Raw genomic sequence first — 25,723 nt, 5'->3', positions numbered from 1 at the left:
AATGGCGGCTGATGAATCGGAATCGGCCGTCGCCGACGCCGACCTCGGAACCCTCTACGTCGTCGGGATCGGCCCCGGACTCCCGCACGCGATGACCCAGCGAGCACGGGACGTGATCGCCACCGCCGACTGCGTGATCGCCTCGAACCTCTATCAGGAGTTCCTGCGACGCGACGGGACCCTGCCGCCCGAGAGCGCGGCGGTCGAGGAGGCGGGCGATCCCGCGGCCACGGACGGCGGGGCGACCGCATCCGTCGGCGACGACGGCGACGGGGCCGGGACCGGAACCGGAACCGGGACGGTCCTGGAGCGTCCGAACGGGACCCGACAGACGCTCGTTCGGTCGTCGATGGGCCGCCAGATCGAGCTCGCGAAGGAAGCCTTCGAGCGCGTGCGCGCCGGCGAGGACGTCGCGCACGTCTCCGGGGGCGACCCGAACGTCTACGGGAAGAGCGACCTGCTGTTCACGATGGCCGACGCCGAGGACGCCCGCGACGTCCCGATCGAGGTGGTGCCGGGCGTGACCGCGGCGCTCGGCGGGGCCGCGAACCTCGGGGCGCCGCTGTCGAACGACTTCTGTACGGTCTCGCTTTCGGACAAGTGGCGCGGCTGGGAGGAGATCGAGGAGAAGCTGCGGGCGGCCGCGATCAGCGGGTTCGTGATCGTCCTCTACAACTGCTGGCGCGACTACGAGCGCGCGATCGAGGTGATCCGCGAGGAGCGCTCCGACGACGTGCCGGTCGGCATCTTCAACGACGCCGGCCGCGGCGACGCCGGGCGCAACCTCGAGGACGAGACCCACACGATCACCACCCTCGGCGAGGCGACGGCGCACGACGAGGAGGTCGGCGGGATGGGGACCTCCATCCTCGTCGGCACCCACGAGACGACCGTCTGGGAGAACGACCACGGCGAACACCTCGTCACCCCGCGCGGCGGGCGTGACGTCGACGACTTCTGATCATGAGCACGAACGACGCCACCGACACGACGGAATCGACCGATACGACCGATGCGATGGACGCGACCGACGCGATCGACGCGACGAAAACGAACGACGAATCGACCGCCGCCTCCGGCAGCTCCGCGTCGACCTGTGGCGCGGCGAGCTCCGCCACCGACGACGACTCCGGGTCCGCCTGCGGAGCGTCGAACCCGAGTTCGAGTGCGGGTTCGGAGTCGACGTGCGGCGGCTCGACGGCTACGTCGAAGAGGGACGCCACGGACGAGCGGGTGGAGTCGACCGTCGACGACTTCGAGGGCGACCCGGGCCGCCTCGTGGCGGTCGGGCTCGGCCCCGGCGAGCCGGAGGGGATGACCGCGCGCGCCCGTCGAGCGCTCCTCGAGGCCGAACACGTCGTCGGCTACACGACCTACATCGAGCTGCTCCCCGACGAGGTGACCGAGTCGGCCGAGGAGCTCTACGACACGCCGATGTGCGGGGAGGTCTCCCGGACCGAGGAGGCGATAGACCGGGCCCTCGCCGGCAACGACGTCGCGATCGTCGGCAGCGGCGACCCGAACGTCTACGCGCTCGCGGGACTCGCGCTCGAGATCCTCGAGTCGAAGGGCGCGACCGCCTCGGCGGTCGATTTCGAGGTCGTCCCCGGCGTTCCCGCGGCCCAGTCGTGTGGCGCCCGGCTCGGCGCCCCCCTCGTCAACGACACCGTCAGCGTCTCGCTTTCGGACCACCTGACGCCGATGTCGGAGATCGAATCCCGGCTCCACGCCGTCGCCCCCGAGGGGTTCACGATCGCGATCTACAACCCCTGGAGCCGCAAGCGCCGCGAGAACTTCGAGACGTGCTGTGAGATCCTGCTCGAACACCGCGACCCGGAGACGCCAGTCGGCGTCGTCCACGGCGCGGGCCGCGACGACGAACGCGTCGAGATCGTCGAACTCGGCGAGCTGGAGGAGCTCGGCGAGAGCGATCTGATCGACATGACGACCACGATCCTCGTCGGCAACGAGGAGACCTACGTCTTCGACGACCGGATGGTGACGCCGCGGGGCTACGAGTCCAAGTATGACTACTGAATCCTCCCACCGGAGCGAGACGACGGAGGCAGATCACGACCGCGAGGCCTACCGCGTCACCCTCGACCGGGACGCCTGTGAGGGGATCTTCGCCTGTCTCGTCCGCGACGACCGATTCCGCGAGGCCGCAGACGGACTGGCGGCGATCGAGGGAGCCGGCCCGGCCGGTAAACCCACGAACGCCGACGGGGAATCGCACGGAACCGTCGTCGCCCGGTTCGAGGACGATCGGCTCGCGGACGCCGAGCGGGCCGCGGCGGCCTGTCCGGTGGACGCGATCGAGGTCGAGGTCCCCGAGAACGACACGATCGAGGTGGTCGCGGATGAGTGACGCCGATCCGTCCCCTGCCGGCGGGACTCACGCGATCGAGCCCGTCGATGACCTGCTGGCTTCGGGTCCGGAGACGGCGTACTTCTGGGGTCGCGTGGCCGGCGACGGCGAACTGACCGAAACCTCCATCACGACGCGCGCCGGCGACGAGACCGCCGCGGACGCGCTCGCGGCGGTCGCGGGGACGAGCCGGACCGGGACCGACCACCGCGTCGCCGCTCGCGAGTCGGCCCACGACGCCTCGATCGTCCGGTTCGAGGACGAACACGAGATCCGCGTCGTCGGCGCGCCGGCCGAACGCGCCAGCGCGGCGTTCGGACTCCCGATCGACGGGGAACCGGGGGGCTACCGGTTCGACGCCTTCCGTGAGAACCGCCGGCAGCTCGTTCGGGGACTGTTGGAGGCCTGCGGCACCGTCTGCTTCCGCGAGTCGTCGGCCTCCGTCGGCGTCTCGTTCGTCCACGACGACCGGGCGCTCCTCGAGACGATCCGCTCGCAGCTGTCGGCCGCCGAGGTGCACGCCCCGAGCGACGACCTCTCCGAGACCTCCTCGGGCGGCTACTGGTTCGGACTGGCCGACGAAGCCGACGTCGCCGGGTTCGCCGAGTGGGTCTACGCCGGGAGCGACGAGTCCGGCCTGTACGCGGACGACCGGCGCGCGAAGCTCCGACGAAGCGTCGAGCGCGCGACCGGGGCGGCGGTGGGCGAGCTGGAGGAGTCACCGTGACGACGAGTTCCGACGCCGTTGGCCTCGGGGACGGTTCGTCCCGGTCCGGTGACCCCTCCAGCGCGTCGGCATCCCCGATCGACCCCGACGAGGAGGCCGTGCTGCTCGTCGGCCACGGCTCGCGGCGCGAACGGTCGAACGAGCAGGTTCGCGAGCTCGCGGCCGGCCTGGAGGACCGGCTCGGCATCCCCGTCGACGCGGGGTTCATCGAGCTCGCGTCGCCGTCGATCGACGAGGCGATCGCCGGGCTCGCGGCGAGCGTCTCGCGGATCGCCGTCGTCCAGCTGTCGCTTTTCGCGGCGAGCCACGTGAAGGCCGACGTCCCGCTCGCGGTTCGGTCGGCCCGGTCGGCGCATCCGGACGTCGAGATCCACAACGGGTCGCATCTGGGGATCCATCCCGCCATCGTCGACCTGCTCGACGACCGGGCCGCGGCGGTCGAGGCCGAACTGGGCGCCGATCGCGACGAGGACGAGGTGGCGGTCGTCCTCTGTGCCCGGGGATCCAGCGATCCCGACGCCAACGGCGACGTCCACAAGCTCGCCCGGCTGCTCCGGGAGGGGCGCGCCTTCGATCGCGTCGCCGCGTCGTTCATCGGCGTGACGGAGCCTCGCCTCGAGGAGACGCTCCATCGGGTCGCCACGGCCCGGCCGGACGCGGTCGTCGTGCTCCCGTACATGCTCGGCGACGGCGTGTTGACGGAGCGCATTCGCGAGGGGGCCGCCGAGTTCGACGCGGAGTACCCCTACGTCGACGCCGCGGCCGGCGATCCGCTCGGGACCGACTCGCGGCTGCTCGACGTCCTCGGCGACCGCTGGCAGGCTGCCCGGACCGGAAGCGTCGAGATGTCGTGTGACACCTGCAAGCACAAGGTCGAGCTGGACGGCTACGAGGAGGACGTCGGCGGCGCCCGTGCGATGTTGCGGGCCGTGACCCACCGCGAGTCGCACGCTGATCGCGAGGACGTCGACGACGATCCCCACGCCCACGATACGCCCGACGCGCACGTCGCGGTCTGTACCAACCAGACCTGTGCGGCCGACGGGGCGCCGGCGGTCCTCGAGCGCCTTCGCCAGGCCGTTCGCGACTCGGACGCCTGCGAGGCGCGCATCACCCGATCGTCGTGTCTCGGACGCTGCGGCGACGGGCCGATGGTGGCCGTCTACCCCGACGGCGTCTGGTACGGCGACGTCGACGAATCGGACGCCGGACGAATCGTCTCCTCGCACCTCGATCGGGGACGGATCGTCTCCGATCTGGTCGACGTCACGCTGTGAGGCCACGATAGGACGGACCGATACGAACATTTACGAACGACTTGCGAACCACTTACCGGACACACGGAACATCCACACACATGAGCTGTCACGAACTCGAAGCGCTACGACTCGGAGTGATGAACGTCCTCGGCACCGAGGACCGAACCGCCCGCGAACACGCGGAGGCCGAACTGGAGGGCCATCTGGAGGGTCCGATCGAGGCGCTCGCGAACGCGGAGACGCTCGACGCGATCGAGCGTCACCTCGATGCGGCCCTCGTCGACCTGGAGGCCGAGGTCGCAGAGACCGATTCCGCCGATCCGGAGTACGACTACCTGCGCGGCCGGCTCGTCGCCGTTCGCGACGCCGAACGCGCCGTGCGCCGGCTGACCGACCAGGGCGAGAGCCTCCTCGATGGACTCGGGGACGCCCACGACGTGCTCCACGAGACGTTCCCGGCCGAGGAGTGAGCGGTTTGCGGCCGGGTGGTTGACGATTTTCGGTCGAGAAGGTGACGACTCCCGGTCGAGGAATTTAACGCCGCCGGTCGAGAAACGCACCCTCCCGTCCTCGCGAACTTTTGACGGAACCGCACCCATTCGAAGTCGCGCTTCTCCGAGATCTCGACGTTACGCCGAGCTTCGCCCCGGATCCGGTTCCTCGATCAGCCCGCCCTCGTCGCCGAACTCGGCGGCGAGCAGGTCGGGGACGTCGCCGGGCGTCACGTCCGAGTAGAAGCGGCTCCGCGGGTGGATCGCCACCGCGGTGCCGTCCTCGCTACAGAGGCCGAGACAGCTCGTCTCCGCGACGTGGACGCTCGACCAGTAGAGGTCCCGGTCGCGAAGCCACGTCCGCACCGCCTCGAGGACGGCCTCGCCGCCCGCGTCCCCACAACAGGCGTACTCCGAGTCGCGCTCGGTCGTACAGACCAACACGTGGTCCGTGAATCCGTTCGCGTGGACGTCCTTGGTCCGGTCCCGCATCAGTCGGCGCTCGGAACTCGATCGCCGTTCGTCGATCCGGCCGCGCGTCGATCGTCGGCGGGCGGCGAGGACGACTCGCGTCGCAGCCACGCGTGGGCGCCCGCGAGGACCGCCCACAGCAGCGCCTGTCCGAACACCGTGAGCCCGACCAGCCCGGCCGACAGCTCCGCGGGAAGCGGGTTCTCGACCGGGTTCGCGGGCGCGAGAACTACGGGAACCGCGAGCAGCCCGAACGGCACCAGCGCCGCGGCCGCGGCGACGGTCGTCGACCGCCGGTCCCGTCGCGAGAGCCGATCGAAGGTGTACAGCGCGAGCAGACAACAGACGACGCCGAGAGCCACCATACCGGCGTAGAGGCGAACGCGGGTCGACACGGCGAGGAACTGTCGGGCGCCCGGCGGCTGCGGCGGCAACACGAGCCACGGCGCCACGGAGGCCGAAAGGAAACCGGCGGAGCCGGCGGCTACGTCAGGGGTCGCCGATCCGGAATCACCCGGGAGGACCGGCTCCAGCAGGTAGAACCCGCCCCCGAATACCACCGCGCCGAGGAGGACCCCCCAGAGCACGCTCGAGGCGATGCTCACGACGCTCGTGGTCGTCGCCGAAACGACGCCGTGGTCGTGGCCCGTCTCACCGACGACGCCGTGGTCCGTGGCGTCGTGGCTACTCCCGTCGTGGTCGTGATCCGCACCGGCAGCACCGGGGTCGCCGTCCGCCTCGATCGCCGCCTCGCCGTGGCCGAGCTCGTCGGCGAACGCGACGAGCGGGTTGGCGACGACGGCGACGAAGAGGCCGAAGACGAGCCCCGCGACGAGCCCCGCCTTGACGCCGCGGAGAACGTACTCGGCGAACATCCTCAGTGGCAGGTGACGCCGGCGGCGTGTCGGAAGTTGTGCAACGAGTCGTGGGCCATCGGCTCCTGGAGGAACAACAGCGCGAACCCGAGGGCCGCGACCAGCAGAACCCCGAGGGCGATCTGCGTCGGCGTGAGTTCGACCCGCGAGCGTTCGATCCGTCCGTGAACCGTCTCCGGCGTCGCGCCGGCTGCCTCCGTCGTGGCGTCGATCGCGGTCGTCATGATAAATACGATTTGCACAACATCAAGTAAGATTGTAAAACTTTCGAGTGAACGACGATCGAATTGTGTTCGATCGACGCGACCGTCGGACCCGACGTCCCGTCACCCCTCGTGAACGGTTCCGACGGTCGCGTCGATCCGGTCCGCCGAAAGCGCCGCCAGGGAGACGCGCTCGCCGGCGGTCTCCTCGACTATCACGTCGACGAGACTCGAACGGTCGTCCCGTTCGGGATCCCCGGCGTCGACGACCACCACGTGCGTGCCCGTCGCCGCCAGTTCGCGCGCCGCCTCGCGCGTCTCCGCGCTCGGGCTGCCGTCGGCCACGTTCGCCCGACCGTCCGTGACCACCACGACGACGCTCGCGGCGGGTTCGGCCCGGGCTAGGACCTCACCCACCGTTCGCAGTCCCGCGGAAAGCGGGGTCCGGTCGCCGGTCGGCACGTCCTTGAGGTGTCGGGCGGCCAGCTCGACGCTGTCCGTCGGCGGGAGCAACACGTCGGCCCCGGAGCCGGCGAAGGAGACCACAGCGACCTCGTCGCGGTGCTCGTAGGCGTCCTGGAGCAGCTCGAGAACCGTCCTCTTGGCCGCGCGCATCGCCGGGCGCATCGAGGCGCTGGCGTCGATCGCGAACGCGACGAGCGCGTCCGCGCTCCCGCGTCGGACCGACCGCCGGAGGTCGCGTGACTCGATCGAATCCGACCCGCGGCGGGTCGCCGCTCGGAGCGACGCGCCGACGTTCACGTCGGACGCTTCGGACCCTCCCGCCGGCTCGGATCGGATCCGCGGTCCCGAATCGGTCCCCTGGACGCCCGGGCGCGATCGCGAGCCGGATCCGCCGCCGACGTCGCCCCTCCCGGCGTCGATCGGCTCGGAAACCGAGAGGTCGGGCGCGCTCCCCGGCTCGATCCCGACGCGCGACTCGCCCGGGACGACGGGCGTCGCCTCCGGTCCGTCCGATCCGACGTCCCCGCCGCGTTCCCCCGCGTCGCCCGGCCGCGGTGCGTGCGAGTCGCCGGTTCCGTCTTTCTCGCCCGATTCGCCCGCCTCTCTCTCGCCCGATTCGTCCGCCCCTCCTCCGTTCGGATCGGCCGTATCTTCTCCGTCCGCGGTCGATTCCTCGCCCGGTAGGGTCGACTCGCCCGCGACCGACTCCGCCGATGGTCCGTCGCTCGGCTCGGCTCCGGGGTCGCGACCGTCGGTCCGACTCCGGTTTGATCGGTCCCTTCCGTCCTCGTCCGGCTCGCCCGTTCGATCGTCGCCTCCTCGTTCGCCGTCCGGCCGATCGTCGCCTCCTCGTTCGTCGCCGCCTGCTCGCTCCCCATCGCCACCTTCGCGATCCGTCGGATCGTGCTCGTGGTCTCCCCCCTTCGCGCTCCCGTCCCCTCGGTCGCCGCCGTCCTCCCCGCGTTCCGAGTCCGACGAGTCGGCGTCATCGAAGTGATCGTCGATGAGGTCCTCGGCGTCGGGCGCCTCCTCGAACGGGCGCGACCGCAGGCGGTGCGGGAGCGCGAAGGAGGCCGCCTCCCGGACGTCCGATTCGATGACGCGGCCGCGGTCCTCGAGCGCCGCGAACGTCCGGGCGGCGCGTGCGGTCGCGATGTCGCCGCGGTGTCCCTCGATCCCGGCGTCGCGACACAGCTCCGCGATCTCCTCTCGAAGCGATCGAGGCAGCGTGACGTCCGGGAGTCGCCGCCGCGCGCGTTCGAGCCGGTCGCGATACGCCGACTGCGTCGTGGAGTCGGTCGCCTCCTCGCGGTCGATGCCGTCCCCGGACCGACCGAGCGCCCGATCGATGATCGCCACCCGATCGTCGATAGAACGACATCCCTCGATGGTCGCCTGGAGGGCGAAGCGGTCGCGAAGTTGGGGACGGAGGTCGCCCTCCTCGGGGTTCATCGTCCCGACGAGGGTGAACTCCGCGGGGTGGGACACGCTCACCCCGTCGCGCTCGACCCGATTCACCCCGCTCGCGGCCGCATCGAGGAGCGTGTCGACGAGGTGGTCCTCGAGGAGGTTCACCTCGTCGACGTAGAGGATCCCGCGGTTGGCCCGCGCGAGGAGCCCCGGATCGAACTCGTAGTCGCCGCCCAGCGCGTCGGCCACCGACAGCGTCCCCACGACGCGCTCGCGGGTCGCGCTCAGCGGGAGCGTCACCAGCGGAACCGGACGCTCGACCGTCTCGAGTTCTGCTCGTGCGCGCTCGCGGCAGTCCGCACACTGTCGGTCGGGATCGGCGGGCGGACAGCCGTAGGGACACCCCGCGACGGCCGTCCGCGTCGGGAGGAGGTCCGCGAGCCCCCGGACGGCGGTCGACTTCGCCGTCCCCTTTTCGCCGCGGATCAGGAGACCGTCGAGGTCGTCGTCGGCCGCGACGGCGAGTAAACCGCGCTTGAGTTCCCCCTGACCGACGATCCCGGCGAACGAGGGCGCTTCGCCCCGATCGTGCGAAGCCTTTTTGTTCTCTCCTAAATCAATCATACTTGTCTTAGACTCACGGAGGTTTAACAACGTTATGCCAACCATCGGGATCTACACCGCGACCGAGAACGAACTGGGGTCCATCGGGCGGGCGGCCGAGGAGGTCGACGCAGACCTCCTCGTGCGGTCGGCGAGCGACCTGGACGACGAGACCGACGCAGCCGCCTTCGTCGACGAGTTGACCGACGCGACCGCCGTTATCTGCTGGCTCCACGGCTCCGAAGGGAGCATGCCCGGCTACGAGAGCGCCGTCGACCGGCTGCGGGAGGCCGGCGTGCCGCTCGTGGTCAAGTCCACGGGCGACGCCTACGCGATGGAGGACACCACCGTCGATTCGGCCGCCCGCGAGCGCGTCTACGAGTACCTCGACAGGGGCGGGACCGTCAACGTGGCCAACTGCCTGCGGTTCCTCGTGGACGAGTACGCGGGCTCCGAGGACGTCGGTGCGTCCGCCGTGGACGCCGCGGACGACGAGGACCGTCCCTACGACGACCCCGTCGCGCTGCCGACGGAGGGGGTCTACCACCCGGATCACCCCGGCGCGAGCTACGACGAGCTGCTCGCGACCCACGATCCCGAGTCGCCGACGGTCGCCGTCTGGTTCTACGAGTCCCACTGGACCCACGAGAACCTGCGATACGTCGACGCGCAGGTGCACGCGCTCGAGGCGCAGGGCGCGAACGCGCTCCCCATCTTCTGTAACCCGGCCTCCGAGGAGGACGGGGGCTGGGACGCCGAACGCGTCACGGACGAGTGGCTCGTCGATGCTGACGACGAGCCGGTCGTCGACGCCGTCCTCTCGTCGTTCATGTTCTCGCTGGCGATGGACGAGCGCGGGCGCGAGGCGAGCGACGAGGGCGACTCCGCCGAGGACGTCTTCCTCGACCGCCTCGGCGTGCCCGTGATCCAGACGGTCACGACGATGCGCTCGCGATCGCGATACGACGCGAGCGACACCGGGGTGATGGGCTTCGAGCTGGCGCTTTCGGTCGCGCTCCCGGAGTTCGACGGAAACGTCATCACCCACCCGATAAGCGGCAAGGAGCGGACCGACGACGACGCCGACATCGGCACGGCGCCGAAACAGCATTTCCCGATCGACGACCGGGTCGACCACGCCGCCCGCCTCGCGGTCAACTGGGCCGAACTCCGACACACGCCGAACGCGGAGAAGTCCGTCGCGGTCGTCCTCCACAACTACCCGCCGAGCGACGACGGCATCGGAACCGCCTTCGGGCTCGACACCCCCGAGAGCACGGTCAACCTCCTCTCGGAGCTCTCCGACCGCGGGTACGATCTCGGCGATGACGAGGCGAGACCCGACGAGACCGGAACGGGCGCGGGCCCGCCCGTCGACGGCGCCGACCTCATCGACCGGCTGACCGACCAGTTGACTCTCGATTCCCGGTGGGTGGCTCCCGAGGACGTCCGCGAGGCGAGCGTCGACGTCGTCCCCACCGACCGCTACCGCGAGTGGTTCGACGCCCTCGACGAATCGCTGCGGGAGAACGTCCTCGAGGAGTGGGGCGATCCCCCCGATCGACCCTTCGCGATCCCCGGCGTCGAGTTCGGGAACGTGCTCGTCACCGTCCAGCCGCCCCGCGGGTTCGGGATGGATCCCTCGAAGGTCTACCACGACTCCGACCTCCAGCCCCCGCACGACTACGTGGCGTTCTACGCCTGGCTGCGCAACGCCTTCGAGGCCGACGCGGTCGTCCACCTCGGCACCCACGGCAGCCTGGAGTGGCTGCCCGGCAAGACGGTCGGGCTCGACGGCGAGAGCGCGCCGGACGGGCTGATCGACGACGTGCCGAACGTCTACCCGTACGTGATCAACAACCCCGGCGAGGGGACCCAGGCGAAGCGGCGCTCGTACGCCGCGATCGTGGACCACCTCACGCCGGTGATGGGCAACGCCGGCACCTACGACGAGCTCGCGGAGCTCGAGGAGCTGGCCGACCGCTACCGCGAGGCCGGCATGGAGGACGCTCGCACCGACGACGGCGAGCACCTGGAGCGCCTCCTCCGGGAGACGGTCGACGACCTCGACCTCGCGGTCGAGCTCGGGATCGAGGGAACGATCGACGACCGGGCCGACGTTCGTGGTCCCGAGGAGGCCGGCTCGACGCTCGCCGAGGGCGACGTCGACGGCGACGACCTCGACGTCGACGAACTCGTCGAGCGCGTCCACGAGTACCTCACCGACGTGAAGACGACCCAGATCCGCTACGGACTTCACACCATGGGCGAGCCGCCGGCCGACGATCGACTCGTCGAGTACCTCGTCGCGCTCACGCGCCTGGAGAACCCCGGCGGACCGAGCCTCCGCGAGAGCGTGGCCGGCGTCCTCGGGGTCGATCACGAACGAATGCTCGAGGAGCCGGGAACCTACGACGAGGACCTCGGAATGACGCTTTCGGCGGCGGCGGACGTCGTCCACGAGACGAGCCTCGACCTCGTCTCCACCCTGGCCGAACGCGGCTTCGACGTGCCCGACTCGGAGGTCGACGGCAGGGACCGCGCGACGGCCGAGAGGGACGCGAACGCGAGCGAGAGCGTGGAGGAGGACGCACAACCGGGGAGTACCGGGGACGACCGCGAGGTGAACATGAACCTCCTCGTCGTCGATCTCGACCCGATCGGCGACGCCCGCGCGAAGCCGGGCGCACACGAGGACCTCCGCGAGGCGCTCGCGTTCGTCTGCGAGGAGGTGGCCCCACGCGTCGAGGGCGCGGAAACGGAGATTCCCCGAACCGCGGACGCGCTCTCCGGCGAGTACGTCCCGCCGGGCGGCAGCGGCGCGCCCACGCGCGGCGGCGTCGACCTCCTGCCGACCGGGCGCAACTTCTACACGCTCGATCCCCGGAAGGTGCCGGCCAGGAGCGCCTGGGAGGTGGGCCGCGAGGTCGCCGCGGGCGTCGCCGACCGCCACCGCGAGGAGCGCGGCGAGTACCCCGAGGAGATCGGCGTGGTCGCCTGGGGTACCCCCACCGTTCGGACCCGCGGCGAGACGATCGCGCAGGTCCTCGCCCTGATGGGCGTCGAGCCGCAGTGGACCGACGCCGGTCGGGTCGACGACGTGGATCCGATCCCGCTCGAGGAGCTCGGCCGGCCGCGGATCGACGTCACGACCCGCGTCTCCGGGCTCTTCCGCGACGCCTTCCCGCAGGCGGCCGGCGTGATCCACGACGCGGTCGAGGCGGTCGTCGAACTCGACGAGCCCCACGACCGCAACTACGTGAAAAAACACGTCGAGGAGGAGACGGAGCGGCTGGAGGTCGAGGGCGCGGAGGACCCCGAGGCGGCCGCGGCCCACCGCGTGTTCACGACCAAACCCGGCGGCTACGGCGCGGGGACGAACAAGGCGGTCGACGAGGGGAACTGGGAGGACCGCGGGGATCTCGCCGACGTCTACACCCAGTGGGGCGGCTACGCGCTCGGCAAGCGCGGGCGCGTCTCCGCGGCCCACGACGCCTTCGAGCGCCGTCTCGGAAACGTGGAGGCGACGGTGAAGATCGAGGATACGGCCGAACAGGACGAGTTCGACAGCTCCGACTGGTACGCGTTCCACGGCGGGTTCATCACCGCCGTCTCCGAGATCGCCGACGAGGAGCCCGCCTCCTACGTCGGCGACTCGAGCGATCCGGACGCGGTCTCCGTCTACACGAACGAGGAGAAGGTCCGCAAGGCGATGCGCGCCCGGGTGCTCAACCCGAACTGGATCGACAGCATGCGAGAACACGGCTACAAGGGCGCCGGCGACCTCTCGACGACCGTGGACGTCGTCCTCGGGTGGGATGCGACCGCCGGCGTCGTGAGCGACGCGCTGTGGGCGGACGTCGCGGGGAAGTACGCCCTCGATCCCGACCGGATCGAGTGGATGCGGGAGGTGAACCCGTGGGCCCTCGAGAGCATCACGGACACGCTCCTCGAGGCGATCGACCGCGGGCTGTGGGACGCGGACGCCGCGACCGAGGACCGGATCCGCGACGTCAACCTCCGGGTCGACGGCGACCTGGAGGCACGAGAGAGCGGATCGGGCGCGTCCGACCACGACGCTGCGGAGGTGACGAGCGATGACGACTGAGGGTGCATCGAGCGACGGAACGACTGAAGGTGTGTCCTCTGAGGATACCTTCGACGAGTACGCCGACCTCGGCGCGACCACCGAGAACGCGATGGAGATCGCGGAGACCAGCATGGACCGGGTCCGAAAGCTCGTCCCCCAGGAGACGATCGCCGACCGAATCAGGGGGAAGTCAGTTCACGCGACCGGCGATCCGGAGTTCCAGCACCTCGTCCGGTTCACCGGACCGACCGACGATGCGCCGGTCCGCGCCGGCGCGCGGGCGGTCCTCGAGTCGCGACCGATCGTGACCGACATCACGATGGTGAAGGCGGGGATCACCGGCCGCGGCCACGACTGTCCGGTGCGAAAGGCCATCGGAAACGGCGCCGAGCTGGCCGAGCGGACGGGAATGACACGAACCGCGGCGTCCGTCCTCGAACTCGACCGGGAGGGCGTCTACGACGACGCCATCGCGGTGATCGGCAACGCGCCGACCGCCGCGCTCGCGTTGGCCGACTGCATCGAGGACGGCACCCGCCCCGCCGTCGTGGTCGCCACGCCGGTCGGGTTCGTGAAGGCCGCCGAGAGCCGCGAGCGTCTGCGTGCCGTGGCCGCCGAACACGGCGTGCCCGCGATCTCGAACGTCGGACGCCGCGGCGGTAGCGGGCTCGCCGCCGGCCTGACGAACGAGCTCGTCCACGTCGCGAGCGACGTCCGCGACGGCTCGATCGACGCCGAGTGGGCGGCCGATCTCCGATGAGCGACGACTACGATCTCGAGTCCGGACCGGATCCCGCGGCCCTCGCGGCGGCCGCGCCGGAGTCGGATCTCGGCTCGTCGACGAACGAACCCACGACGGACGAACCGACGCCCGACGACCGTGAACCGGTCCACGCGGTCGGGATCGGCCCGGGGAATCCCGAGTATCTGACGCCGCGCGCGCGGCGAGCGGTCCGCGAGGCCGACGTCGTCGTCGGCTTCGAGACCGTCGTCGCGTTCCTCGAGGAGGCGATGGCCGTCGACGCCGAGGTCCTCACCTGCGGGTACCGCGACGAGGCCGAGACGCTCGACGCCTTCGCGAACCGCGTCGCCGACGGCGCGGTCGGAACCGCGCTCTTGATGGGCGATCCGAACCACTCCGGCTACCAGTTCGTCGGCAAGGTGCAGGCCGCCGTCGACCGCCCGGTTCGGGTGATACCGGGGATCTCCTCGCTACAGGTCGCGGCCAGTCGCGCGCGCACGCCGATGGAGGAGACGACCTTCGTCACCCTGCACAAGAGCGGCGACCTGGAGGCCGACCTCGCGAGGATTCGCCGCGACGTCGGCGATCGCCACCTGCTCGTGTTGCCGCGCCCCTACGACCTGATGCCGGAGGACGTCGCCGCCGACCTCCTCGACGCCGGCGCGTCCGCGAACCTCGACGCGCTCGTCCTCGAGCGACTGACCCACGACGACGAGGCGATCACGCACACGACCCTCGGCCAACTCGCCGAGCGGGCGAGAACGGATGCGTCGGCGGACCCGTCCCCCGACGAGTCGCGGTTCTCGGATCTGTCCGTGCTCGCGGTTCGCGCCGACCGCTGATCCGATACGGTCGTTCCCTCGAGTTCGTTCGCTTCGATAGGTGCCACTTCCGGACCTCTCGATTCGCGGATCTCGGGAGTTCGAGTCGTCCGACCACAACCTATTTTAGATCCGCCTTCCTCGTGGTTAGCAAACGAACTTTGGTTAGTTCAAAATTACTTTACTTACACGAATGACGACCGAATCACTCCTGCTCATCGGCCGCGACACGAGAACCGCCCGCGAGGACTTTCGAGTTCACGCCGACAGACTCCGTGGAAGCGCCGGCGTCGACGACGTGGATATCGCGCTCTACGAGGAGGAGCCGGTTCGCGAACTGCGCGACCGGTTCGTCGAGATCGACGACGACGTCGTCTATGCCGTCCCCATGTGTGCGGCCCACTCCCACGACACCCTCGATGCCGTCCCCTCCGCGCTCTCGTACGTCGAGGGGGAGGTCCGCTACTGCGAGCCGGTCGGCCGCAGTCCGGCCGTCACGGACGTCCTGGAGGAGCGCGCCGCGGCGTCGGTTCCGCCCGACGACGACGCCGCGATCGCCATCGTCGCCTTCGGGAGCAGCTCGAAGCCCCACCACCGACGCACGGCCGAGTTCCACGCCGAGCGGCTCCGCGAGCGCTCGGGATACGGCCAGGTCCACATCAGCTATCTGGTGCAGAATCCGGCGGTCGAGTGCGCGCGATACGCGATCGAGAAATCGCGGGCGGTGGCCGTTCCCCTCTTCGTGACCCGATCGCCGGCCACCGAGGAGCGGATCCCGGCGGCGCTCGAACTCGACCGCGGCGGCCTCGAGTACGCCCCACCCCTCGGGAGCCATCCGCGAGTCACCGACGCCATCCGGGCGGAGGTCGAACGGCGCCGCGCGCTGGCCGCCGACCCCGGCGGCGAATCCACCCTCGAAGAGCAGGTTACGCGCTCGCGACGTCCGGTCGCCACCGACGGCGAGGGCGTCGGAGAGCGCTGAGTCGCCCGGAATCGTCGGTCGCTTCGCTCTACTCCGTCTTCTCCGCCAACAACACGAGCGCGGTGCTGTCCGCGGTCGCGACGGGCGAGATCGCCTGATCGCCGTCGAACCGAACTGCGTCGCCGGCGTCGAGATCGTACGTCTCGGACCCGAGGTGCATCTCGATCTCGCCCTCGATCAGGTACACGACCACGTGTCGGTCCGGATGGTCGTGAGGCTCCACGCGCTCGCCCGCGTCCAGCCGGAGTCGGATCGTCGTCGGTTCCGAGCCCGGGAAGACGTTCGCGTGTGGCTCGCCCGACAGCTCGGCGAGCGGTTCGACGCTCGCCATCCTCAGGCCTCCCGATCGGGTTCGAATTCCCCGCGTTTGATCCCGCGACGGACCGGACCGTGCTCCTCGTCGGTCGGCGGCGGAGCCGTGATCAAAAGCGCCTCGAGCCGGCCGTCCTCGTCGGCTCTGATCCCGCGATCGACGCCCGCCTCGACGGCGATCACGTCGCCGGGCTCGACCGCGTGGGTCGTCTCGCCCTCCCGAACGATCCCGGTTCCGTCCCGAACGCTGACGACGAGGTCGCTTTCGGGCGCGTGGACCGGGATGAACTGCCCCGGCTCGAAGTACCCGCAGACGACCTTCGCCCGATCGCTTCGAAACGCCTCTTGCGCGCTGAAGCGCCCCTCCAGGTAGGTTCGCTCCGCGTCGAAGTCGATCTCGGGCATCCTCAGATCCCCCCCGTGGACCGCGATCGGTTCGACGTTTCCCCGTGCGCCGGCCTCGTCTCGGGTGTGCCTGCGTCCATGCGTTCGATCGAAGGACACCTCGACGGACGGGCGTTTCCCCGAACGTATTCGCACGCCTCGACGACGGGTTCGCGATCGATGATCCCCGTCGAGTCCAGGGATCGCCCGCCCCTCTCGAGCCTGGTCGGTATCTCACTGTGTGGCCGACGTCTCCTCGACAACCGGTCGTCGTCCCCGAACCGCTCCCCCGGCCACGCGAATCGATTCGACGTCCCGACGCCCTGTCGTTGCGAACGCAGACTGCTGTACGGATTTCGCGATGGGAGAACAAGTAGGGGGGAGGTCGCGGTGGGGACAATTGTTTATTAATAACCCGTTTCCACTCTACGTATGCTGGCCTCAAGCACTTCGTTCATCGATTCGATCGCACGGGAGATCGCCCTGTGGGGCGGTGTGCTCCTCCTGCTCGCCAGCGTCCTTTCGTTCTACACGGGATGGAACAAGCGGAAGCTGGCCGGGGTCATCTCCGAGACTCCCCGACGACCGATCGCTGAAGTACGATCGCCGGGGGTGATTCGGATCCGAGGTGAGATCTCTCCACGAGTCCCCCGGGAAACGTTCACGTCCCCGATCAAGGGTGACGAGAGCTGCGTTCTATCGGCGTGGGAGATCAAAGAAAAATACGACTCTCCGAAGACGAAGTCGTGGGAGCGCTCCGCGTGGGGCGTCAAAACGGTCCCGTTCTCCCTCTCGAACGACGATGCGGAGCTGCTCGTCGAAATCGATGACGAAGTCGTCGGGAACGAAACGGACGGCGTGTTCACGCCGGAAACCCTGCTTTCGGCGGACGGCGTCTCCGTCGAGGGACTCCAGTGCGAGTTCGAAGCGTTCGATGCACACGTCGAAACGGATTACGACGAACCCCCGCCGGGACGGGTCGCGGAATTCTTGGAGCACACCGACGGGCTGTCGGTCGATCCGATGACGACCCTCGCCGGCGATTTCAGCGTTGATGCGAGCAAACGAAAGTACTCCGAACAGACGATCAAATCCGGGGACACGGTTAGCGTCCTCGGCTACGCCCGACCTCGACGTGACGGGATGGAGTCAACTGCTCACCCCGCGGATCTGGTGGTGACGCCCACGAACGAGTCCACCCTGTACCTCTCACAACGACCGTTCGACGAGATGCCGAACGGTGGTGGGGCCTTGGTGTTCAGTCTACTGACCGGCGTTCTCGGTACCGGTCTTCTCGCCTTCCGGTTCGTCGCGTAAGCCGGATGCTTGGTGTGGCGGATATGGCCGTTCTCTCACCCACGGGACGCCGATTTTATATCGCGAAATGAGATATATCCTGGTGTGAGGAATTGCCACTGTGAAAGATTTTATCACACGATGTTGGAATCTTGAGCCGATGGCAGACTCCGAGCTACTCGAGGGGGAGGTCGCCGTCGTCACCGGCGGCGCGAGCGGTAACGGTCGGGAGATCGCGCTCACGTTCGCCGAGGAGGGCGCGGACGTGGTCGTCGCCGACGTCAACGAGTCTCCACGCGAGGGCGGCGTGGAGACGCACCGGCGAATCCGGGAGGAAACGGACGCGTCGGCGATCCACGTCGACTGTGACGTCTCGGACGTCGACGACGTCTACGCCGCGGTCGAGGCCGCAGAGGAGTTCGGAGGCGTGACCGTGATGGTGAACAACGCGGGCATCACCGAGAGCCGGTCCTTCCTCGAGACCACGGAGGACGAGTACGACACCATGATGGACGTCAACGCCAAGGGGACGTTCTTCGGCTCGCAGGCCGCCGCCAAGTCGATGCTGGACGGTGGACGCGAGGGGTCGATCGTCAACATCTCCAGCACGTCCGGCCTCCGCGGTCGAGCCGACGGCGTGAGTTACTGCACCTCGAAGGGCGGTATCAGGCTGATGACGTACGCGCTCGCCGACGCGCTGGCTCCGGACATCCGCGTCAACGCGGTGCATCCGGGGTTCACCGACACGGCGATGACGCGCGGCGGGTTCGTCGATCCGGACTCCAGAGCGGAGTTCTTCGAAAAGGAGATGCCGCTCGGCCGGCCGGGTCAACCGAACGACACCGCCAACGCCGTGCTCTATCTGGCGAGCGACCTCGCGTCGTTCGTCACCGGCCACTCGCTCGTCGTCGACGGCGGCGTGACCGCGACGAAGTAGCGGCGACTCATTCCCCGCGGTCGTCGGGAACGTTCGCCAGCTCGTCGGCGATCCCCGTGTATCCCGCGGGCGTCAGGGCGTCGAGCTCCGCGCGAACCGATTCGTCGACCGGCAGCTCGGCGAAGAGGTCGCGAAAGTCCGCGAGCGTGACGCGCTTCCCGCGGGTCAACTCCTTGACGCGCTCGTAGGCCTCGGTGTCGCCCTCCCGTCGCAGGATCGTCTGGACGGCCTCGCCGATGACCTCCGGGGTCGCCTCGAGCTCCTCGCGCATCACCTGCTCGTTCGGAACGACCTTCCCCAACCCGTCGGCGACCTTCGAGTAGCCGATCAGGCTGTGAGCGAGGGCGGCACCGACGTTCCGCTTGACGGTCGAGTCGGAGAGGTCCCGCTGGAGCCGGGAGGTGGTGACGTAGTCGGCGAGGAACGTGAGGTCGGCGTTGGCCTTCGAGAGGTTCCCCTCGCTGTTCTCGAAGTCGATCGGGTTCACCTTGTGGGGCATCGTCGAGGAGCCGGTCTCGCCCGCGACGGTCTCCTGGCCGAGGTAGCGGTCGGAGACGTAGAGCCAGGCGTCGAGATCCAGATCCCGGAGCACGTTGTTGATCCCCCGCACCGCATCGAAGACGGCGGCCAGGTCGTCACAGGGGTTCACCTGCGTCGCGAGGTCGACGTGTTCGAGGCCCAGATCGGTCACGAACGACCGGGAGAACGCTCGCCAGTCGACGTCCGGATAGGCGGCCTCGTGGGCGGCGTAGGTTCCCGACGCGCCGGCGAGCTTGCCGGCGATCCCGTCCGTCGCGTCCTCGAGCCGGCCGAGCCCTCGCCCGAGGCGGGCCGCGTAGACCGCCATCTCCTTGCCGAAGGTGGTCGGCGTCGCCGGCTGTCCGTGGGTCCGTGCGAGCATCGGGACGTCCCCGTACTCGTGGGCGAGCGCGGTCAGCTCGTCGCGCACCTCCCGGATCGCCGGAACGAGAACCTCCTCGATCGCGGGTTTGACGAGGAGTCGGTGGGCGAGGTTGTTCACGTCCTCGCTCGTGAGCCCGAAGTGGATCCACGGGAAGAGTCCCTCCGCGTCGCCGATCGGTGCCGTCCTCTCGTTTTCGATCTCCGAGAGCCGAACGCGCAGGAAGTACTCGACCGCCTTCACGTCGTGGTTCGTCGCCTCGTACCCCTCGGCGCCGTGCACCTCGAGGTCCTTGATCAGGCGGGCGTCGTCGACGTCGAAATCCCGATATACCGACCGTATCGCGGCGCGAGCGTCCGGACCCAGGTCGATCGGCGTCGCGTCCAGGTCGGCGAGCGCGATCAGGTATTCGGCCTCGACCCGGGTACGGGCCCGCATCAGGCCGGCCTCGCTCGCGTACGGCGAGAGCGGCTCGGTCCGTCGGGCGTATCGGCCGTCGAGCGGCGAGACGGCCGCGAGCGGGTCGTCCCGCGGAAGGTCGGCGATCGCGTGACCGCCGTCGGTACGCGGTCCTCGGTGATCGTGCATGTCCGATGCTGCCGTCGGGGACCGCAAAAGCGTATCGATGGATCGCCCACGGGTGTGCATACATCACGACGTTTCTGCCTCTAACTCGCGTCCATCTATCCGCGTTCGTGGATCCCCCTCGCCGATCGACCGCAACCCATATGGTCGGCCGCGAGGACGCTCGGGTATGAAGATCGCCGGACTGGCCAGCAATCGAGGCCGAAACCTGCTGCACATCGACGACGTGACCCCGGGCGGCGCGGAGCTGTCCGTCGTGTTGAGCAACCGGGAGGGCGCTCCCGTCGTCGAGTCGGCCGCCGAACGCGGGATCGCCACCGAGGTCGTGGTTCGCGGGTCCGAGGAGTCGCGGGAGTCGCACGAACGACGGATCCTCGATCGGCTCTCGAGTTACGACTTCGACCTCGTCTGTCTCGACGGCTACATGCGCGTGTTGACGGACGAGTTCCTCGAGGACGCTCCGACGACGATCAACGTTCATCCGTCCCTGCTCCCGGCGTTCCCCGGGATGGACGCCCACGAACAGGTCCTCGAGGCCGGCGTCCGCACGACCGGCTGTACGGTCCACGTCGTCACGGAGGAGGTCGACGCCGGACCCGTCCTCACCCAGGAGCCGGTGCCGGTCTACGAGGACGACGACGTGGACAGCTTAAAGCAGAGAGTGCTATATGAATCGGAGTTCGCGGCCTACCCGCGGGTCGTCCGCTGGTTCGCACAGGACCGCGTGACCGTCGACCGGGAGGCGGGCACCGTCTCCATCGACGGCGACACGGGTGGCGACTTCCCGACCCGACGGTTCGTCTCGGAGGACCGCGGCGATCGGCTCCGGTACGGCGAGAACCCCCACCAGGACGCCGCCCTCTACGTCGACGACGCCTGCGAGGAGGCCACCGTCGTCGGCGCGCCCCAGCTCAACGAGGGCGCGAAGGGCATGGGCTACAACAACTACAACGACGCCGACGCCGCCCTCTCGCTCGTCAAGGAGTTCGAGGAGCCGGCCGCCGCCGTGATCAAACATACGAACCCGGCGGGGTGTGCCACGAGCTCGACGATCGCGGACGCCTACGACCGCGCGCTTCGAACTGACGCCAAGTCGGCCTTCGGCGGCATCGTCGCGCTCAACCGCGAGTGCGACGTCGAGACCGCCTCGGCGGTCACCGACTCGTTCAAGGAGGTCGTCATCGCGCCGGGCTACACGGACGCGGCCCTCGACGTGCTCACCGAGAAGTCGAACCTGCGGGTGCTCGACGTCGGTCCCCTCGGCGACCGGGAGGACCGGTTCCACGAGACGCTCACGGAGAAGCCGCTCGTCGGCGGCCGGCTCGTCCAGGAGCGTGACCGGCAGTCGCCGACGCCGGACGACCTCGAGGTCGTCACCGAGCGCGAGCCGACCGAGACGGAACTCGAGACGATGTGTTTCGCCTGGCGAACGATCAAACACGTGAAGTCGAACGGCATCGTCTTCGCCACGGGGACGGAGACGGTCGGGATCGGCATGGGACAGGTCTCCCGCGTCGACGCCGTCACGCTGGCGGCGATGAAGGCCGACAAGGACGCGGAGGGCAAATCCGCGGCGGGCGCCGTCATGGCCTCCGACGCCTTCTTCCCGTTCCCCGACGGGATCGAGGAGGCCGCCGAGGCCGGCATCGAGGCCGTGGTGCAACCGGGCGGGTCGGTGAACGACGAGGACGTCATCGAGGCCGCGAACGAACACGGGATGGCGATGGCCTTCACCGGATCGCGAAGCTTCAAACACGATTGAGGTCGGCTCCGTACCGATCGTCGATGTCGTGGGAAACACGGGATCGTCGCCGTCGAATAGGGGTCGTCGACGGCGCGTCACCCGGAACCGTCGACGGCGCGGAACACAAGAATTGTAACCACGCGTGTGGACCCTCCGTGTATGTCTCCTCCGGGGTCCGAGGACCGGCGAGGGCGCGTCGACGACGCCCTCGATCGTCGGACGCTCGCGGCCGTGGCGGCCGTGACGGTTCTCGGGCTCGCGCTTCGATTCTATGACCTCGGGGGGAGGGTCTTCCACTGGGACGAGGGCCGCGTCGGCTACTGGACGCTTCGATACGCCGAGACCGGCCATCTCGAGTACGAGCCGATCATTCACGGGCCGTTTCTGCGGGTCGTAAACGGCGCGCTCTTCGGGATCGTTCCGCCCACCGACGCCTCCGCGCGGCTCGTCGTCGCGCTCGTGGGGGGACTCCTCCCGCTCGGTGCGCTGTTGTTTCGATCGCGTCTGGACCGGCTCGAGACGGTTTCGCTCTCGGCCCTCCTCGCGTTCAACCCGCTTCTCGTCTACTACTCGCGGTTCATGCGCAACGACGTGCTCGTCGGCGCCTTCGCGGTCCTCGCGCTCGGGTTCGCGATCCGCGCGATCGACGCGCGCCGGGTCGGACACCTGTATGCGGCCGCCGCGCTGCTCGCGCTGTCGCTTTCGACGAAGGCGAACACGATCCTCTACGTGCTCTGTTACGTGGGCGCCGGCGCGTTGGTTCTCGACCATCGGATCGCGCGGGACGCCCGACGCGATGGACTTCGCGCGACCATCGCGGCCGAGATCCGGTCGTATTGGCGTGGACTCTCGGAGATCGCCGGTGACCGTCACCCGGTCGCGTTCGTCCTCGGACACGGCGTCGGCCTCGCCTGCGTCTTCCTCGCCGTCGTCGTGTTCTTCTACGCGCCCCGGCCGGAGTTTTACGGGGCGATCGGATCCCCGGACGCCTGGTCGGATGTCCTCCACGAGGCGACGATCGGCTCCGGCAGGGAGCTCGTCGACCTGTGGATCACGGGCGACATGCAGGGCAATCCCTACCTGACCTATGTGGGTCACGAACTCGAGACCATCGCGCACGCGGGGGCCGTCACTGCCGTGCTCGCCCTCGCCGGATTCGTCGTGGACGGGCACGTCCGGGGCCGCGGCGGCGTTCCGGCGGGACGCAACCGCGGGTTCGTCGCCTTCGGCGCCTACTGGGCGGCCGCGAGCCTGGTCGGCTATCCCGCGGCGACCGACATCAACGCGCCGTGGTCGGCGGTCCACATCCTGCTTCCGGCGACGATCCCGGCCGCCGTGGGACTCGCGTACCTCCTGCGGGAGTGTCGCGCCGCGATCCGCATCGACGACTCCGCGGGGGACGCCCCGACGATCCGCGTTCCGGAGCCGGGGACCGCGGCGATCGCTTTCCTCATCGTGTTGACCGTGACGGCGGGGCTGTTCGCGCCGACCGTAACCTACTGGAACTCGACGAATCCGGACCACACCGAGGTCGTCCAGTGGGCCCAGCCGCACAACGACGCGCGCGAGACGATCGACGACGTCGAGGCGATCGCGGCGGCCCACGAGGGCGGCACGGACGTCCTGTTCGTCGGGGTCGACCTCGAGTCCCGACAGGACACCTTCAACGTGGCCGATGAATCCGACGCCGATCGGATGCATCCCCCCGGCGGCTGGACCGATCGGCTCCCGCTGCCGTGGTACCTCGAGCGGTCGAACGCGCGCGTCGACAGCGTCAGCGCGGACGGCGAGGACGCCCCCGATCTCGATCGGGCGCTCGCGGACGCGCCGCCCGTCGTGATCGTACACGCGAGCGCGCGCGATGATGTCGACCCCCACCTCGACGGCTACCTCGTGCGCGAACACGAGCTGCGGCTGTGGAACTTCCGCGTCGCCTTCTTCATCGAGGAGGACGCGCTGCGCGACGCGCGAAACGAGTCCCCTGCCGCGTGATAGCGTGTCTCGGATCCCTGCCGCTCGTCTCGGATCGCTGATACGGCATGGTGTGCCCCGCTCGTGCGTCCGGACGATCCGCGTTCGTGGACATTCGGTCGTCGCATGAGGTAACCCTTATGCACCGACGTATGCAACCCCCGCGCGTGACAGTCACGCTACCAGGGCCGACGCTCGGGATCGTCGGCGGCGGCCAGCTCGGGCGGATGATCGGCGAGGCGGTCGCGCGCCTCGGCGTGCGGATCGTCGTGCTCGATCCGACGCCCGACTGCCCGGCCTCGCCGGTGGTCGACGACCAGATCGTCGGCGACTTCGACGACGAGGCGGCGATCCGGGAGCTCGCGAGGCGCTCGGACGTGCTCACCTACGAGATCGAGCTCGCCGACCCGGACGTCCTCGCCGACGCGAGCGAAACGCACGACGTTCCCGTCCACCCCGATCCGGGGACGCTCTCGACGATCCAGGACAAGCTGGTCCAAAAGCGGGCCCTCGCGGACGCCGGCATCCCGGTGCCGGAGTTCCGGGCGGTCTCGTCGGTGGCCGACCTCGAGGACGCGCTCGAGGAGTTCGACGAGGTCATGTTGAAGGCGAGGGAGGGCGGCTACGACGGACGCGGGAACCGGCCCGTGACCGACCCGACGGAGGCGGAGGCGGCGATCGACGAGATCGGCTCGAACGCGATGGCCGAGACGTTCGTCCCCTTCGAGCGCGAGCTCGCGGTCATCGGGGTGGCGGGCGCGGACGGGATCCGGACGTACCCCGTGACCGAGACGATCCACCGCGAGGAGATCCTCCGCGAGAGCGCGACGCCGGCCCGGACGGACGACGCCGTGGCCCGCCGCGCGCAGTCGGTCGCCCGGGACGTCCTCGACGTCCTCGATGGCCGCGGCGTCTACGGCATCGAGCTGTTCGAGACCCCCTCGGGCGGGATCCTCGTCAACGAGATCGCGCCGCGCCCGCATAACTCCGGCCACTGGACCATCGAGGGCGCGCGGACATCCCAGTTCGAGAACCACGTCAGAGCCGTCCTCGGGTGGCCGCTCGGACCGACCGACCTCCGGGGGCCGACCGCGATCGCGAACGTCCTCGGCGACGTCGAGGAGCCCGAACCGGCGACCCTCTCGGGCGTCGAGTCGATTCTCGAAGCTCCGGACGCGAGCCTCCACTGGTACGGCAAGGAGGACGTTCGTCCGCTCCGAAAGATGGGACACCTGACCGTGACCGGATCGGAGGCGGCGGGCGACGACGTCGACTCCGCCGCGAGCGGCGAGGACCAACGCTTCGGGGACGCCGTCGGCGGTCCCGCGGACGACGTCGAAGACCGACTCGATCGCGCACGCGAGCTGCGCGACGCCGTCACGTTCACCGACGAGTAACCCCCGAATCCACGCTTTCGACAGACCGACAATGACCACCGTCACCGACCTCATCGACCGACTCGAATCGGAAGCCGACCGAAACGCCGACCCGGACACCACGCCCGACGTGGGCATCATCATGGGGTCCGACTCGGACCTCCCGACGATGGAGGGCGCCTACGAGGCGCTCTCCGAGCTGGGGTTCGCCGAACAGACCGACTTCGCGGACCCGCCCGATGCGCGGTTCACCTACGAGAGCTACGTCGTCTCCGCCCACCGCACCCCGGACCTGATGTACGCGTACGCGGAGACCGCAAGCGATCGCGGCCTCGACGTGGTGATCGCGGGGGCCGGCGGCAAGTCGGCCGACCTCCCGAACATGACCGCCTCCATCGCCTATCCGGTTCCCGTGATCGGCGTTCCCGTCCAGGAGAAGTCCGTCGACTCGGTGATCGGGATGCCCACCGGGGCGCCCATCGTCGCCGTCGACGCCGGCAAGTCGTTCAACGCCGGGCTCTCGGCGGCCCAGATACTCGCGCGCCAACACGACACGATCGAATCCCGGCTTCGCGAGTACCACGAGGGGCTCCAGGGCGGGGTCGCCGAGGTCTCGAGGGACCTCCACGACCTCGGGATCGACGGCTTTCGCGATCGCCACTCCTGAGTGGGCCGTTCCGGCCCCGTGTAGATCCGCCCGAACGTCCCCC

General features: G+C 69.5%; 23 protein-coding genes. 16 read left to right on the top strand and 7 right to left on the bottom strand.

Annotated elements, in window-relative coordinates:
- Position 1 precedes the first annotated feature (1 nt).
- From ACZ5YD_RS05860 to ACZ5YD_RS05835, 6 genes are all read left to right on the top strand, one after another.
- Positions 2-961 (top strand): precorrin-3B C(17)-methyltransferase, encoded by a 960-nt coding sequence (locus tag ACZ5YD_RS05860; RefSeq protein WP_379745838.1) that lies wholly within the window; start codon positions 2-4, stop codon positions 959-961.
- A gap of 2 nt (positions 962-963) precedes the next feature.
- A complete protein-coding gene (cobJ, locus tag ACZ5YD_RS05855; RefSeq protein WP_379745841.1) occupies positions 964-2,037 on the top strand; it encodes a precorrin-3B C(17)-methyltransferase in 1,074 nt (357 codons plus the stop codon).
- Positions 2,027-2,368, top strand: coding sequence for a ferredoxin (locus ACZ5YD_RS05850; RefSeq protein ID WP_379745844.1), 342 nt, complete (start codon positions 2,027-2,029; stop codon positions 2,366-2,368). The genes cobJ and ACZ5YD_RS05850 overlap by 11 nt, the downstream gene beginning before the upstream one ends.
- Positions 2,361-3,095, top strand: coding sequence for a cobalamin biosynthesis protein (locus ACZ5YD_RS05845; RefSeq protein ID WP_379745847.1), 735 nt, complete (start codon positions 2,361-2,363; stop codon positions 3,093-3,095). The genes ACZ5YD_RS05850 and ACZ5YD_RS05845 overlap by 8 nt, the downstream gene beginning before the upstream one ends.
- A 77-nt stretch (positions 3,096-3,172) precedes the next feature.
- Entirely contained in the window at positions 3,173-4,372 is a 1,200-nt protein-coding gene (locus ACZ5YD_RS05840; protein WP_379746032.1) for a CbiX/SirB N-terminal domain-containing protein, read from the top strand.
- An 80-nt stretch (positions 4,373-4,452) separates the two neighbouring features.
- Positions 4,453-4,824: a DUF3209 family protein gene (locus tag ACZ5YD_RS05835; protein WP_379745850.1), complete on the top strand. Its 372-nt coding sequence runs from the start codon at positions 4,453-4,455 to the stop codon at positions 4,822-4,824.
- Positions 4,825-4,983: 159 nt separating this feature from the next.
- Here ACZ5YD_RS05835 and ACZ5YD_RS05830 read toward each other — a convergent pair whose 3' ends face one another.
- From ACZ5YD_RS05830 to ACZ5YD_RS05815, 4 genes are all read right to left on the bottom strand, one after another.
- Positions 4,984-5,337: a (2Fe-2S) ferredoxin domain-containing protein gene (locus ACZ5YD_RS05830; protein ID WP_379745853.1), complete on the bottom strand. Its 354-nt coding sequence runs from the start codon at positions 5,335-5,337 to the stop codon at positions 4,984-4,986.
- The gene (locus tag ACZ5YD_RS05825; RefSeq protein WP_379745856.1) at positions 5,337-6,191 is read right to left on the bottom strand and encodes a CbtA family protein; all 855 of its coding nucleotides are present in this window, start codon (positions 6,189-6,191) and stop codon (positions 5,337-5,339) included. Before ACZ5YD_RS05825 ends, ACZ5YD_RS05830 begins: the two co-directional genes overlap by 1 nt.
- A 2-nt stretch (positions 6,192-6,193) precedes the next feature.
- Positions 6,194-6,415, bottom strand: coding sequence for a CbtB domain-containing protein (locus tag ACZ5YD_RS05820; protein ID WP_379745859.1), 222 nt, complete (start codon positions 6,413-6,415; stop codon positions 6,194-6,196).
- A gap of 102 nt (positions 6,416-6,517) precedes the next feature.
- Positions 6,518-8,893, bottom strand: coding sequence for a VWA domain-containing protein (locus tag ACZ5YD_RS05815; protein WP_379745862.1), 2,376 nt, complete (start codon positions 8,891-8,893; stop codon positions 6,518-6,520).
- Between the two features lie 34 nt (positions 8,894-8,927).
- Between ACZ5YD_RS05815 and cobN the strand changes: the two genes are divergently transcribed.
- The 4 genes from cobN to ACZ5YD_RS05795 all read left to right on the top strand — a co-directional run bounded on the left by cobN (position 8,928) and on the right by ACZ5YD_RS05795 (position 15,507).
- Positions 8,928-12,980 (top strand): cobaltochelatase subunit CobN, encoded by a 4,053-nt coding sequence (gene cobN / locus ACZ5YD_RS05810; RefSeq protein WP_379745865.1) that lies wholly within the window; start codon positions 8,928-8,930, stop codon positions 12,978-12,980.
- Positions 12,970-13,722, top strand: coding sequence for a precorrin-8X methylmutase (locus ACZ5YD_RS05805; RefSeq protein WP_379745868.1), 753 nt, complete (start codon positions 12,970-12,972; stop codon positions 13,720-13,722). Before cobN ends, ACZ5YD_RS05805 begins: the two co-directional genes overlap by 11 nt.
- Positions 13,719-14,546, top strand: a complete 828-nt coding sequence (locus tag ACZ5YD_RS05800; RefSeq protein ID WP_379745871.1) for a cobalt-precorrin-7 (C(5))-methyltransferase — start codon at positions 13,719-13,721, stop codon at positions 14,544-14,546. Before ACZ5YD_RS05805 ends, ACZ5YD_RS05800 begins: the two co-directional genes overlap by 4 nt.
- A 172-nt stretch (positions 14,547-14,718) precedes the next feature.
- Positions 14,719-15,507 (top strand): CbiX/SirB N-terminal domain-containing protein, encoded by a 789-nt coding sequence (locus ACZ5YD_RS05795; protein ID WP_379745874.1) that lies wholly within the window; start codon positions 14,719-14,721, stop codon positions 15,505-15,507.
- Between the two features lie 28 nt (positions 15,508-15,535).
- Here the strand turns inward: ACZ5YD_RS05795 and ACZ5YD_RS05790 are convergent, their stop codons facing one another.
- Together ACZ5YD_RS05790 and ACZ5YD_RS05785 are read right to left on the bottom strand one after the other, a co-directional pair.
- On the bottom strand, positions 15,536-15,838 hold the full coding sequence (locus ACZ5YD_RS05790; RefSeq protein WP_379745877.1) for a cupin domain-containing protein: 303 nt from the start codon (positions 15,836-15,838) through the stop codon (positions 15,536-15,538).
- 2 nt (positions 15,839-15,840) lie between these two features.
- On the bottom strand, positions 15,841-16,224 hold the full coding sequence (locus ACZ5YD_RS05785; protein ID WP_379745880.1) for a cupin domain-containing protein: 384 nt from the start codon (positions 16,222-16,224) through the stop codon (positions 15,841-15,843).
- 411 nt (positions 16,225-16,635) lie between these two features.
- Here ACZ5YD_RS05785 and ACZ5YD_RS05780 point away from each other — a divergent pair, with 411 nt between their 5' ends.
- Positions 16,636-17,520, top strand: a complete 885-nt coding sequence (locus ACZ5YD_RS05780; RefSeq protein WP_379745884.1) for a hypothetical protein — start codon at positions 16,636-16,638, stop codon at positions 17,518-17,520.
- Between the two features lie 139 nt (positions 17,521-17,659).
- Positions 17,660-18,436 carry an SDR family oxidoreductase gene (locus tag ACZ5YD_RS05775; protein WP_379745887.1) on the top strand — a complete coding sequence of 259 codons (777 nt, stop codon included), beginning with the start codon at positions 17,660-17,662 and terminating at the stop codon, positions 18,434-18,436.
- Between the two features lie 7 nt (positions 18,437-18,443).
- Here the strand turns inward: ACZ5YD_RS05775 and purB are convergent, their stop codons facing one another.
- Positions 18,444-19,925 carry an adenylosuccinate lyase gene (purB, locus tag ACZ5YD_RS05770; RefSeq protein ID WP_379745890.1) on the bottom strand — a complete coding sequence of 494 codons (1,482 nt, stop codon included), beginning with the start codon at positions 19,923-19,925 and terminating at the stop codon, positions 18,444-18,446.
- A 166-nt stretch (positions 19,926-20,091) separates the two neighbouring features.
- Here purB and purH point away from each other — a divergent pair, with 166 nt between their 5' ends.
- From purH to purE, 4 genes are all read left to right on the top strand, one after another.
- Positions 20,092-21,684, top strand: a complete 1,593-nt coding sequence (gene purH / locus ACZ5YD_RS05765) for a bifunctional phosphoribosylaminoimidazolecarboxamide formyltransferase/IMP cyclohydrolase (protein ID WP_379745893.1) — start codon at positions 20,092-20,094, stop codon at positions 21,682-21,684.
- Between the two features lie 141 nt (positions 21,685-21,825).
- The gene (locus ACZ5YD_RS05760; RefSeq protein WP_379745896.1) at positions 21,826-23,658 is read left to right on the top strand and encodes a flippase activity-associated protein Agl23; all 1,833 of its coding nucleotides are present in this window, start codon (positions 21,826-21,828) and stop codon (positions 23,656-23,658) included.
- Positions 23,659-23,804: 146 nt separating this feature from the next.
- Entirely contained in the window at positions 23,805-25,034 is a 1,230-nt protein-coding gene (locus tag ACZ5YD_RS05755; protein ID WP_379745899.1) for a 5-(carboxyamino)imidazole ribonucleotide synthase, read from the top strand.
- A gap of 31 nt (positions 25,035-25,065) precedes the next feature.
- Positions 25,066-25,680 carry a 5-(carboxyamino)imidazole ribonucleotide mutase gene (gene purE, locus ACZ5YD_RS05750; RefSeq protein WP_379745902.1) on the top strand — a complete coding sequence of 205 codons (615 nt, stop codon included), beginning with the start codon at positions 25,066-25,068 and terminating at the stop codon, positions 25,678-25,680.
- The last annotated feature ends 43 nt before the right edge of the window (positions 25,681-25,723 follow it).

Source organism: Halopenitus salinus (genome assembly GCF_055397165.1).
Note: the sequence above shows the minus strand (reverse complement) of the source record. Positions and strands in the feature narration are given on the sequence as shown.